Raw genomic sequence first — 12358 nt, forward strand, 5'->3', positions numbered from 1 at the left:
TGGCCCCATCCCCCTTCCCTCAATGCAGGCTGCGACGATGTTCGCTTAGGCCCTGCAGCGGCAACGGCTCGTAGATCATCGGTCGCAGGAGCGTGCCCGGCGCAATCTGTTCGAGGATTCGCGCAACTGCCGAGACGGCAACGCCCGCCTCGGTTGTCTGGATGATGAGCGTTGGGCCTTGACCCGGAGCTGTGCCAAGCGACCAACCGGCGTCCCCCTTGCCGAGAAGACCGTCCAGCACCTGGCGTGGATCCCTTTGGGGAAACAGGCCTGCGATATACTCAGCCAGCACACCGCCGATGGGCGCCCTTCCCCGTCCTGCAACATCGCGCGCATAACGGTGAAGCTGGGTGAGGCGAACGACCTCCTCCGGTGCCGGCTCAAGCACAAGCCGGAACTGGCGCCGTCTCATCGGCTTCCTCCCCCTCTTCGTCCGCAGCTTCACTCTGGTAGCCCGAATAGGCCGCAAGATGGTTGAACGCCTGATCGGCCTTCGCGGCCGCGGTGATGATCGCCGTCTTGTCCGCCTTGAGGATCTCCAGCCAGTGCGAGACATAACTGGCATGGCTTTCGTGGAGGTCTGCCGGAAGGCCCAGTTCGTAGCAGATCCGGGCGCTCACCTGCTCTGCTACCAGCTCCTCGAAAGCGTAGGCCTTGTCGCCGAAACGCTTGCCAAATTCGCGGGCAAGCCGCGAGGCATGGCCTGACCAATGGCCGAGTGCGCTTTCGTAGCCACGAATCCGTCTTCGGTGTTGAAGACATTGGGGTGCGGAAGCTGAATATAATCAGCGCCCGGCGAGTAGAACGCGCGGTCTCCGCCGAGGCGTATATCAGCCGGGACGGGTGCGAAGAAGCGCTCGATGGCAGCGGCCTTCTGCGAGGGCGTCGGCGGCGCTTCGGGCACCGGACTCGGATAGAAATGCGGCGGCAGGCCATCGATCTGCGAGGCGTTGAACACGCTGTAAGCGCGCATGAAGCGGATTGTTTTCGACGACTCCTCACCGGTTGCCTGGTCGACCGCGGTCTTCTTCGTGCTGTTGAAATAGATGCTCGGCTCGGCGGTCTCGCCCTTGCGGACCTGTCCGCCGAGCTCGATGGCCTGGCGCCAGGTCATCCAGTAGCGTGAGCCATATCCATAGTGATCGGCGACCGCCCAAAGATAGAGGCGGTTGATCCCTGTGTAAGGGACGCCTGCAGCGCGCAGCGGTGCGCCGCCCATACCGGTCTTCTTCCAGGGTCGGCGCCAAGGCAGCGTTCCGGCCTCAATTGTCTTGATGATCAGATTGGTGATTTCCTGCGCTACGTCGCGCTTGGGTCGTTGGCGCATTGGCCTGCTCCTCAACAAAAAAGAGGCCCGGCTCACTCAGGCGAGTGGCCGGGCCAGGTCATCAGGAGGGGTGATTTGCCGCCTCAGGCGGCTACCGCCGCTTCTTCACAGGCGACTTCAGGTTGATGGTCATTGATGAGCTCGTCGGCCTCGCTGTCGGCTTCACCGTCATCGCCATCGCAGACGTCGGCGACAGGGTCGCTTTCGTCGGTGTCCGGGATGACCGGATCAGCGGGATTGGCAGCGATCGTGAACTTCATACCTTCGGGGAGCCAGGCCAGCGCTGCTTCCTTGACGTCCTGTTCAATGATCGCCTTGCCGGCGAAGATCGTCTCGCAGGTCTTGGCAAGGTCAGCCTTCTTCGATGCGGCATAACGCGCCGCAAGATCGCTGCCGCCGACTTCGGTCAGTGCCGCAAGACACGAGGTCTTGCTCACCCGGTCGAAGAAATTCTCGGCTGTCGGCCGCCACATCGCTGCAACGTCGATGTCGAGCATGCTGCCGATGACAGCATGGATCGGATGGTATTCCGAACCATAGCCCTTCTTGGCTTCGAGCGAGATGGCTACCGCATAGGCGAGCCACGCCGCCTTGGCTTCGTCGGCAAGTTCGCGGAAGGCAATGAAGCGTTGGGCTGCACAGCCATGTTCCTGCCATGCCGTGTCGAGCGCGTTTTCAGCCTCGGCGAGAATCCCTTCGGCTGTGGACTGCGAAAGTTCTCCGGTCGCCGGATCGCTGGGTCGTCCGCCCTTGATCGAGGTTCCCCGGCTTTCATAGCTGCGGCTGTCGGCCAGCGCGAAGATGGCGAAGTCGAGCGCGAGGCCCGCATCGGTGAGGAGGGATGCCGAGAGGATATTGCGGCGCTGCACGGCAAGCTCGTCGAACAGGCGGGCGCTGATCGGCTTTTCCGTGCCCGGCGCAACTGCCTCGGGCCTGGAAGGCGCAGCGCTGCCTTTCTTGGTAGAACCTGGCACCGGCTCTTCGGCCGTCGCTGTCACCTTGCCATTCTCATCGGTCTCGAACGACAGGCGCTTTTCGCTGTAATAATCGGCCTCGAGCACCATCTCGCCGCGGGTGGTGAGAACCAGAAACCGTCCGGCCTCACTGCGCCATTCTTCGGGCAGTTCGCGCACCGGGTTATTGAGGTCGCTGCGCTCAGCATCGAGATCTTCATACTCGGCTTCGAGCTGCCCAAAATCGGTCTCGTCGCCTTCATTGCCTTCGTCGATGATCTCGCTGATTTCTTCCATTCGGGCATCGATCGCGTCAATTCGGGCACGTGCTTCTTCGGAGAGCGGCGCGGGCGGGAGGCGAACCGCATTGACGCCCATTTCGCTGCGCGCCTGCCATGAATTGGTCGACGCCACCGGGCTGATCCAGGCAAGGCCCGTCTCGGCAGTGATACGCTGGGCTTCGGCTTCCATTTTCTCCGCCGCAAGCCTGTGGGCGATCTCGATGTCGATCCAGCGATCATCTGCCGCTTCGCTGAAGAGGTCGCGCTCGATCTTGCCGCCGGCGGCCACATAGGCATCTTCGCCGATCAGCAGCGCGATTGGGTCATTGCCGCGCATGGAACCGCTCGCCACCATACGCCGGATGGCATCGGCGCTTGGGTTATAGGCATAGCGCGTCTGCTCAAAGACCCGCAGCTGCACCTCGTGCTGATCGGTAGCAGCATAGGCTTTCGCGATGTCGAGGGTTACATCGCCCTTGGCAAGTGCTTCGAAGATCGGCTCGGCGAGGTTTGCAAGCCGCAGACGGCCTTCCACAAAGCGCTGGGTGAGGCCAAAGCGTTTGGCGACCGCGGCAACATCGCTGCCTTCCTTGATGAAGTGCTGAAAGGCGCGGCATTCTTCAGCGGGCGACATCCCGACGCGCTGGAAGTTCTCGGCAAGCGAGGCCTCGCCTGCTTCCTCTTCGCTGCCTTCGAGCAGCTTGCATTCGATCTCGGTATCAGGGGGCCAGGCACCGCGCGTGACGATCATCTCGATGGCCCGCAGGCGGCGACCACCGGCGATCACGGCAAACTTGCCGCGCTTCTTGCTCTTGGTGACCAGCAGGTTCTGCAAAAGGCCGCGCGCTTCGATGTCGGCGGAAAGCTGGATATCGTCTTCTTCGCTGCGCGTTTTGCGCACATTGGCATCGCTCAGATAGAGTCGGGAAAAGGGAATAAGCATGGTCGTCACTCCTGATGTGCACCCGGCAATCACCCGGGCACACATCCCCTCCCCCTTGTATCTGGACGTTGTTGGTTGATTGCGATGTAATCGGCTGATCGCCGGGGTGGGTGGCCACCCACCCCGGCGCTGCGGTGCTGTCGCCCGTCACCCCTCAGGCAGTAACCGTAAGGGAGCCTGGGACCAGCACCGCTTGTCACGCACGACCGAATAGTCGGCAGGTGTCTCAACCGTACGGACAAGGCAGGTTACCGTGATCGAAACGATTTGTGGAGTGGATGTTAGCAAGGCCTGGCTTGATGGCTGGATCGAGGCCGGCGGCTATCGCCGGTTCGCCAATGATGAGGCGGGAATTGCTGCGTTGGCGGACTGGGCCGGTCGCCATGGCGCGGGACTGGTGGTGATGGAATCCAGTGGCGGGCTCGAACAGGACGCATTCCTGGCGCTGTGGCGCGCAGGCATGCCCTGTGCCCTGACCAATCCCAGAGCGGTACGGCATTTTGCCGAGGCGATGGGGCGGCTGGAGAAGACCGACCGTATCGATGCAGAGGTCATCGCCTGCTTTGCTGCGGCACGGCGGCTACGGCCAACGCCGCCACCTTGCGACGAACAACAAAGGCTTAGCGCGCTTTCTGCCCGGTTGCGGCAAGTGACAGGCGACCTCACAGTGCAGAAGCAGCGGCTTCATTCTACCCGCGATCCGCTTGCCCTTGCCAGCTTGAAAGAGACTATCGCCTTCTTCAATACCCAAGCCAAAGCGCTGGCCCGTGAAATCGCAGGCCTGATCGAACACGATCCCGTCTGGACCGCGCTTGATCGCACACTGCGCTCGGTCAAGGGCGTGGCAGATCGCACCGTTGCCACCCTGCTGGCCGAACTGCCCGAAATCGGAACCCTGTCGAACAAGGCCATCGCCAAACTTGCAGGCCTTGCGCCCATCGCGAACGACAGCGGCAAACGATCCGGTGCCCGATCTATCCGTGGTGGAAGAAGCTCTGTCCGCTCGATCCTCTTCCTCGTCGCCGACATCGTGCGAAAATTCGATCCGGCCATGGCAGAGTTCCGCCAACGCCTGCTCGACCAAGGTAAACCCAAAATGGTCGTCCGCATCGCCCTCGCCCGAAAACTGCTCGTCCGACTCAACGCAAAAGCACGCGAAACAAGAGCTGAAATTGGTCAGTGACACTTGACCTGTCAGATAGTCGCTCCCCTTCTGATCTGCGTTCCACGCAGGCCTAAGGGCTAGTCGTTGTCGCCCTGCGAATGGAAAGCGGGGCATGCTTCGGATTTGGAGCGCGCGGCTCGTCAGAGTTCAAAATGCCGCAACAGTTGGAGGCTGCGATTCTGGGATCGCCACCATTCGCAACGCGAGCAGACCGCATCCGGCTGCCGACCAGATCAGGCTGTTCATATCTGGCAATATGAATGTTGGGCTCTGGAAAGAACCGCTCAAAGAGTAAAGCCAAGCGCGCAGTCAAAAACCCAGCTTAAGCCACCACGCAAAAATGCGTCGCCTCATCCTTGCTTGGCGCTTCGTTGAAATCCCCCAGATCAGGGATGCGCCCGAACGCGATCTTGCTGCCGACAAAACCGCCGGGTATTTCATCACAGACGCCCCACGATGCCGATGCAGGGCCATGTTTTGCACGGATGGCGTCCATTGCGCCGCTCAGCCTTTCCCGCTTTTCCTGGCGCACAAGAATCGCTGCGCGCTGGTCGTTCAAGCCGGGCTGGCTAAACAGGTCCGCTTGCGCTGGCGCTGCGTCAACCAAACCATGCAGCAGCACGGTGACCGAACGAGGCTTGAAGCGAACCTCGCGCCGATAGTGGGCAATGGCTGCCGCAAGCTGTTCTAGCGTAGACGCATCGTCACGCATCGCTTCAAACTGCATCTCGGTGCTCCAGCGCTGGTGATCCGAGCGACGCGCGGTATCAGTGCGGGAGCCACCACCCCGCACACTCAGGGTTAGTTGCGTTGCCTTTAACTTGGTGCGGCGCAACCGGCGCACCGCACTAAGCGACAGTTGGCGCGCGCAATCGTGGACCCGCTCGGGCGTGCGCCAGTCGAAGGACAGCATCCGGCTGTGGCCAAACATGCGTTTCTCGCTTACCGGCCGCTCATAGGGCAAGCCATGAAGCGCATTCCAAAACCGCTCACCCTCGATGCTGCCCCACAGACCACGCGCCTCCTTGGCGCCCAACTTCCAAAGCGCCGGCACGTCGGTGATACCCGCCTTTTCCAGACGCGCGCTCATGCCCTTAGAGATACCTGGAATGTCCGAAAGCTTAAGGTGAGCGATAGAGTCAGGCAATTCGGACTCACGCAGAATAACCAGTCCATCGGGCTTGTGCATTTCTGCCCCGATTTTTGCGAGCAGTTCGGACGGCCCGATCCCGATTGAACAGGTGAGGGTTGGTCCAAAAGCATTTAGCAGGGCAGCCTTTATGCGGTGGGCAAGCTCTCTGCCTTGCTCGGCTTCTGATGGTAAGCGCCGCCGGAACCCGGCCTTGCGCAGGATTGGGATGGCGTAGATTTCGCGGGGCAAATGGAGGCCTTGCGAGTGGATATCGAGCAGTCAAACGAGCCTCGTATGGGCGCTCGTCGGGATGGAGGAGCGGTCGTACGTGTCGAGCGGCGGCGGCATTGGAGCGACGAGGAGAAGCTCGCGATCCTGAAGGAGACGACGCAGCCCGGCGTCATAGTTGCGGCGGTGGCGCGGCGGCATGGGATCGGAACAGGCCAGCTCTACACATGGCGCAAGCAATTGCTGCGCGGGGCGATGGCGGGTTTTGTTCCAGTTGAACTGGTGAAGCCCGAGCCGGCAGGCAAACCGCCTGAAGCTGGCCGGATCGACATCCGGCGAGGCGACGGCTTCACGGTCTCGGTGGACAGGCTGGTTGACCCACAGGCGCTGCGACTGGTTCTCGAGATTGTCGGGGAGCTTGAACGGTGAGCCTGACCTTGCCGCCGTCGGCCAAGATCTATCTGTCGCTGGCACCGTGCGACATGCGCAAAGGCTTCGACGGGCTGTCGGCCCAGGTTCGTAATATCCTGCAGCTTGATCCATTCTCTGGTGCAGTATTCCTGTTCCGCGGGAAAAGAGGTGACAGGTTGAAGGCGCTGGTCTGGGACGGGTCGGGGCTTTGCCTGTACGCGAAACGTCTCGAGCGTGGAAAGTTCGTGTGGCCGCGAACCCAGGATGGAGCGGCAGCTCGGCTGTCGGGCGCGCAGTTGGCGATGTTGATTGAAGGCCTCGATTGGAGGCAGGCGATCATTCACGACGAGGTGCCCGTCCCGACACTTGCATGAGCGAAAAAGTCACGGAAAACTGCGGTTTTAGGTAGGATCGGGAAGGCATTTTCGCTATAGTTCCGGGCATGCGGTTCGACCTTGATCGCCTTCCCACAGACCCGGTTCTCCTGCAGAAAATGCTGCGGGAGATGGCCGAAGCCATGAAGGTAGAGCGGACCGAGCTGAAGGCGGCAAAGCATACCGTCAAGACCCAAAGCCTGACGATCGAAAAGCTGGAGCATCGCCTTGCCCGACTGCTGCGCGTCCAGTTCGGTCGCAGCTCCGAAAAGATGGATATCGCGCAACTGCGCCTGATGTTCGACGAGGTCGAGGCCCCGGAGCCGGCCAATGACGACGTAGCCGCAGCGTCAAAGCTGAAATCGGCACGCAAGGCTGGAGCCCGGATGCCGATCCCGGCGCACGTCCCGCGCCTGACGACGGAACATCGCCCAGAGCCCTGTGGCTGCGGTGGCATGGAAACTGTCATCTGCGAAGACGTCACCGAAGTTCTGGATTATGTGCCGGCCCGCTTCCGCGTCCTGCGCCATGTTCGTCCTCGTATCGCCTACCGGGCCTGCGAGACGATCCGACAGACTCCCGCCATCGATCTGCCGTTGCCCAAGGTCATGGCGAGCAGCGCGCTGCTTGCGCATCTGGTCGTCAGCCGCTTCGTGGATCATCAACCCTGGCACCGCCAGTCGGTGATCTTGCGGCGCCAGGGCGTGGACATTGATCGCGATGTAATGGGGCGTTGGTCCCGCAAGCTGGCTTGGTTGATGGCCCCGCTCGCAGAACGCTTGCTCGCCTACGTCCTCCAGGCTCCCAAGATCCATGGTGACGAGACCCCGGTTACATTGCTCATGGGTGAGAACGGCAGCCACACAGCCTACTTCTGGGTGTATCTGCGCGATGGTCGTTCGAGTGGTGACATGAGCCCGCCTGCTGTGGCGTTCCGCTTCACCACCGGCCGCGGCGGCGAGCATCCCGCAGCCCATCTCGCCGGGTATCAGGGATATCTCCAAGCGGATGGCTATGCCGGCTACAACGCGCTGTATCGCGACCCGAAGACGAAGGCCCCACGCAACGTGACCGAGGTGGGTTGCTGGGCACATGCGCGGCGCAAGTTTACCGACATTCTGGAAAAGAACCCGTCGCCGGTCGCGGCCGAGGCCGTCGTGAGGATAGGCGAGCTGTTCGCGATCGAGCGCGACATCAAGGGCGCACCACCTGATGCACGACGGCGGGTCCGCAAGCAGCTGGCCGCACCGCAACTGGCTGCCTTACGGCCCTGGCTCGAAGCACAGATGCGCGGGCTGTCTTCGGACAGCGCATTGGCGAAGGCTTGCCGTTATCCGCTCAACCGGTGGGCGGCGATGATCCGCTATTGCGACGATGGCCTGCTCGAGATCAGCAACAACCTGGTCGAGAATGCCTTGCGCGGCATTGCACTTGGTCGGCGCAACTGGATGTTCGTCGGTTCGACCAAGGGCGGAGATGCTTCGGCCCTGTTTTACTCGCTTGTCGAAACATGCCGCCTGAACGGCGTGGAACCCGAAGCTTGGTTTACCGACGTTATCGCGCGTATCGGCAACCACCCGATCAACCGGATCGACGAATTGCTGCAATGGCACTGGCAGGCGGCGAGAGAGGTCCAGAACCTGGAGTATGCTGCTTGAGCAACGCCTTCATCGTGCGGATGACAATCACCCTGGACGACGTGACCCCGGCCGTCAGCCGCATGATCGAAGTGCCGCTGGGTATCAGGCTTGACCGTCTTCACAGCGTCTTCCAGGCGGCATTGGCGTGGACGGACAGTCATCTGTGGGAGTTGACCTTCGGCCGTACCGGCTTCGGCATCCCGGATCCCGAATATGGCTTTGGCGGTCCGCTCGATGCCCGCAAGGCGACCCTGGGTCAGGCTCTAGAGGGAATGCGGGGCAAGTCCTTCCGATACCTATACGACTTCGGTGATGCCTGGGAGCACAGCGTCAAAATCCAGGGCATCGCTCCGGCCGAGCCCCAAGGCAGCTATCCTCGCCTGCTCGCAGCCACCGGCATGCGACCGCCAGAGGACTCAGGCGGACCTTGGGGCTATGCCGAGAAGCTGGAAGCCCTGGCCGATCCGACACATGAATACCATGAAGAGGCGTTGGAAGCCCTGGGGGACGACCATGATACCGATGCTCAGCCCGACATCGACATGATCCATAACCGCTTAGCAGCGCTGGCAAAGAAATGGGCGCCGCGCCCGCGGAAGGCCAAATAGACTTACGTCAACGCCGCCTTCCGTCGGCGCTTACTTCTGATGCAACCAAGTTGCATACCAGTTCGTCGATCGAGCGCTCTTTTTCGATCGGCAGGCAGCCCTCGATTACAGCGAGGATACGGTGATGGAGCCGAACGTACGCATCAGGCCGTGCTACGATGAAAATCATCTCTGGCACGATCGCTCTGGCTTCGCTTACCGAAGCACCAGAGGGGACCCCCGCCCGCTTCGCTTCGCGGCTGATTGCAATGCAACCAGTGTGCCGGACATCTAGCGGTACTACACCAACCGGCTTCCCACGCAGGACTGGATTAAAATGTTGCTCGGCCGATGCGAAGAAGCTGTCGAAATCGAGGTAAAGCTTTGTCACAGCCGTAAGGGCCTTTTGCGAGGGAATCAGACGCAACCATTCTGGAACATTTAGCGAACATCGGCAATCGAGATCAGCAGAGCAAAAGGGGCTAGGCAACAATCTGGTCAGTGCCTGCCATCAAATTCTTAGACGGCAATCCACTGACCAGCGGGTTTTGATGCGATTGAAATGACCTCGGAATGACCGAATATAGGGCTGCATTTGCCACCTTGTAGGCGGCGATTGCAGGGGCAGCAGGCGACCACTTCCGGTCGTACAGGAGTCCGATGGCCAACGATAGGTTCAGTGAAAACCCGCCATTCAAATCGAGTGCGCGCGGTTGGTGCGCTCTGGCCGTGCCAATGGCAATGGTGGCGCGGGATGCAGTAATCGTTGATTCAATCCCTGCTCCAAGCGTTATTGGCTTTTCCGATCACTTCAGTTAGGTGAGGTATCGACGGGCAGACTAGTCCGCCTTTCATTGATCGCGCCGGTGCCCCCGAAAGGGGCTTAATCGGGAATGCGGTGCGGAAGCTTGCTTCCAAATCCGCGGCTGTCTCTGCAACTGTAAGCGGATAGCGCGATGTACATCGCTCCTCTTGGAAGGGGCAGCCACTGGGCCGGACGCTAAATCATGCGAGGTCTGGGAAGGCGTGCATCAAGCTGTGACCCGTGAGCCAGGAGACCTGCCGGCGTCTGGTCGCTCTTGCCTTGGTCCAGAGGATGGCTGCGGCACGGTGAACTCCGTCTGAGCGACGAACGAGCGGCTGGGGCCGCATCGGAGACGTGCGTCGGCCGCCCATGGCGTCCGGCCGCCGCGCGTGTCGCCCGTTCGCGCGGGTTTGCCCCGGCCACGTCGCAAGACGCCGGGGGACTATTTAGTGATCAAGACCATTACTACCAGCAGCGCCCTTGCGCTGATCTGTATCGGAAAACCGGCATTTGCCGAAACCTCTGAAAAGGCATCGCAAACAAGCGCGGATGCAGTCGTGGCGGGTAACGACATTGTGGTTTTCGGTCGCGGTGAGGCCATGATCGGCACTGCCAAATCAGCGAGCGAAGGAAGCGTCGGAGGGGCCGATCTCCTCGTGCGGCCTCTTCTCCGCGTGGCCGAACTGCTGGAAGCGGTGCCCGGGCTGGTTGCAGCCCAGCATTCTGGGAGCGGCAAAGCCAACCAGTATTTCCTGCGCGGTTTCAACCTCGACCATGGGTCTGACTTCAGTACCTATATCGATGATGTGCAGATGAACTTTCGTACCCACGGACATGGTCATGGCTATCTCGACCTCAACGGCCTCATTCCGGAGATCGTGGGCCGGGAGGATTTTCGTAAAGGGCCCTACCGCGCCGATGGCGGTGATTTCGCTCTGGCGGGAGCAGCCTATATGACGACCATCAAGGGTTATGACCGGCCATGGGCATCGGCCGAGACTGGTTCATATGGTTGGCGCCGCGTCGCTGCGGGTGGAACATTGCACGACCTGGGCGGCGGAGACCTCACGCTTGTCGCCCAGGCCAAGGCCTATGACGGACCGTGGCAGGAACCTGAACGTCTGCGCCATTACTCGGGGTTCGCGAAATATAGCATGCCGACCGGTGCGGGCACATTGGAGGCATCTCTCCATGCCTACCGGGCGACATGGCACCCAACCGAGCAAATCCCCGAGCGCATTATCGGCACGGCGTTGTGTGCGGATGTGTTCTGCTCTCCAGATCCTTCCGCGCGGGGTGAGACGACGCGCCTGGTGGCTAACATCGCGGTCAAGCAACCGACATGGCGCGCCAATGTCTATGCCCAGTTTTACGACTGGTCGATGTTCTCGAACCCCACTTACACCGATCCGGATGGCACAAGCGCGCAGATCAAGCAGTTCGACCGGCGTTGGGTCCTCGGGCTGTCCGCACAAAAACATTGGGAAATCGCTGACAGTCTGGCTGTGAGCCTTGGCACCGAAAACAGATACGACGCCGTCGGGAATGTTGGTGTCGATCGAACGGCTGCCCGCGCATTTCTTGAATCTCTCGGGCACTTTCGGGTCGGGGAATTGTCTTCCGCGCTCTACGGCGAAGTCGCTTGGAAACCCTTGGCGGGACTGCGTGTGACAGGTGGTCTTCGCGGGGACTATTATCACTATTCCGTGCGTGCACGAGATTCTGTTGCGGCGTCGCTGGGCGAAGGCAGTGGCTCAGCGTCGATTCTCTCTCCCAAGGCGTCAATCGCCTATCAGGTTACGCCGCATCTTGAACTCTACGCCAACTGGGGCCGTGGATTCCATTCCAACGATGTTCGGGGTGCGGTCAACAGGGACACGCCTGTTCCCGTTCTGGTTCGCGGCATCGGCAAGGAACTGGGAGGACGCATTCAATTCTCCGGGGTCACGTTAACCGCGACTTACTGGTGGCTGCATGTCGGCAGCGAACTTCGTTTCATTGGCGATTCCAATGCTGTTGAACCGTCGGGTGCCAGTGGGCGTCATGGCTATGAAATCGTCGCCTTCTGGCGGCCGTTCCCTTGGCTTGCGCTTGATGGAAACTATACCGCCAGCCATGCGCGCTTCGACAATGGCGATCACATCCCCAATGCATTTGAGAACGCGGCTTCAGCCGGTGCCGCCATCATTCTTGATCCCTGGGAAGCCAGCATTCGGGTGCGCCACCTTGGACCTTCTCCGCTTGTCGAGGACAACAGTGTCCGGGATCGAGGCAGCACCGTCATGAATGCCCGGGCCGCGTGGAAGGGCAAGAAGGTCGAGATATTTGGAGAAGTGCTGAACATCTTCGACAGCCGGGACAAGGACATCGCCTATTATTACGAGTCCTACATCCCCGCCTTCGATGCAGGTGCTCCGGTGGAAGGCCGGTTGAGCCGCGTGGTCGAGCCTCGAACTGTGAGGATTGGCGCAAAGGTCAATTTCTAGCGAAATCCCTTGATGGGCGGCGCTGC

At 60.9% G+C, this 12358-nt stretch carries 10 protein-coding genes, 1 pseudogene and 1 riboswitch; of the genes and pseudogenes, 6 read left to right on the plus strand and 5 right to left on the minus strand.

Annotation, left to right across the window (positions count from 1 at the left end):
• Window positions 1-19 precede the first annotated feature (19 nt).
• From LUA85_RS18415 to LUA85_RS18425, 3 genes and pseudogenes are all read right to left on the minus strand, one after another.
• On the minus strand, window positions 20-412 hold the full coding sequence (locus tag LUA85_RS18415; RefSeq protein ID WP_231471960.1) for a hypothetical protein: 393 nt from the start codon (window positions 410-412) through the stop codon (window positions 20-22).
• A pseudogene (locus tag LUA85_RS18420) lies at window positions 381-1327 on the minus strand (ArdC family protein). The gene LUA85_RS18415 and the pseudogene LUA85_RS18420 overlap by 32 nt, the downstream one beginning before the upstream one ends.
• Window positions 1328-1410: 83 nt before the next feature.
• On the minus strand, window positions 1411-3504 hold the full coding sequence (locus tag LUA85_RS18425; protein ID WP_231471961.1) for a ParB/RepB/Spo0J family partition protein: 2094 nt from the start codon (window positions 3502-3504) through the stop codon (window positions 1411-1413).
• A 253-nt stretch (window positions 3505-3757) separates the two neighbouring features.
• Between LUA85_RS18425 and LUA85_RS18430 the strand changes: the two genes are divergently transcribed.
• Window positions 3758-4687 (plus strand): IS110 family transposase, encoded by a 930-nt coding sequence (locus LUA85_RS18430; RefSeq protein ID WP_231468374.1) that lies wholly within the window; start codon window positions 3758-3760, stop codon window positions 4685-4687.
• A gap of 304 nt (window positions 4688-4991) precedes the next feature.
• Here the strand turns inward: LUA85_RS18430 and LUA85_RS18435 are convergent, their stop codons facing one another.
• Window positions 4992-6050, minus strand: a complete 1059-nt coding sequence (locus tag LUA85_RS18435; protein ID WP_231471962.1) for a hypothetical protein — start codon at window positions 6048-6050, stop codon at window positions 4992-4994.
• Window positions 6051-6065: 15 nt separating this feature from the next.
• Between LUA85_RS18435 and LUA85_RS18440 the strand changes: the two genes are divergently transcribed.
• The 4 genes from LUA85_RS18440 to LUA85_RS18455 all read left to right on the plus strand — a co-directional run bounded on the left by LUA85_RS18440 (window position 6066) and on the right by LUA85_RS18455 (window position 9062).
• Window positions 6066-6458: a transposase gene (locus LUA85_RS18440; RefSeq protein ID WP_231471963.1), complete on the plus strand. Its 393-nt coding sequence runs from the start codon at window positions 6066-6068 to the stop codon at window positions 6456-6458.
• Window positions 6455-6814, plus strand: a complete 360-nt coding sequence (tnpB, locus tag LUA85_RS18445) for an IS66 family insertion sequence element accessory protein TnpB (RefSeq protein WP_371823734.1) — start codon at window positions 6455-6457, stop codon at window positions 6812-6814. Before LUA85_RS18440 ends, tnpB begins: the two co-directional genes overlap by 4 nt.
• Before the next feature lie 68 nt (window positions 6815-6882).
• A complete protein-coding gene (locus LUA85_RS18450; protein ID WP_231471964.1) occupies window positions 6883-8472 on the plus strand; it encodes an IS66 family transposase in 1590 nt (529 codons plus the stop codon).
• Entirely contained in the window at window positions 8469-9062 is a 594-nt protein-coding gene (locus LUA85_RS18455; RefSeq protein ID WP_231471965.1) for a plasmid pRiA4b ORF-3 family protein, read from the plus strand. The genes LUA85_RS18450 and LUA85_RS18455 overlap by 4 nt, the downstream gene beginning before the upstream one ends.
• Window positions 9063-9069: 7 nt before the next feature.
• Here LUA85_RS18455 and LUA85_RS18460 read toward each other — a convergent pair whose 3' ends face one another.
• The gene (locus tag LUA85_RS18460; RefSeq protein WP_084280719.1) at window positions 9070-9432 is read right to left on the minus strand and encodes a hypothetical protein; all 363 of its coding nucleotides are present in this window, start codon (window positions 9430-9432) and stop codon (window positions 9070-9072) included.
• A gap of 456 nt (window positions 9433-9888) precedes the next feature.
• Window positions 9889-10123: riboswitch (cobalamin riboswitch) on the plus strand.
• A 172-nt stretch (window positions 10124-10295) separates the two neighbouring features.
• Here LUA85_RS18460 and LUA85_RS18465 point away from each other — a divergent pair.
• Complete coding sequence (locus tag LUA85_RS18465; protein WP_011444007.1) at window positions 10296-12332, plus strand: TonB-dependent receptor; 2037 nt, start codon at window positions 10296-10298, stop codon at window positions 12330-12332.
• Window positions 12333-12358: the final 26 nt, after the last annotated feature.

The organism is Novosphingobium sp. CECT 9465 (assembly GCF_920987055.1).
Classification (GTDB): domain Bacteria; phylum Pseudomonadota; class Alphaproteobacteria; order Sphingomonadales; family Sphingomonadaceae; genus Novosphingobium.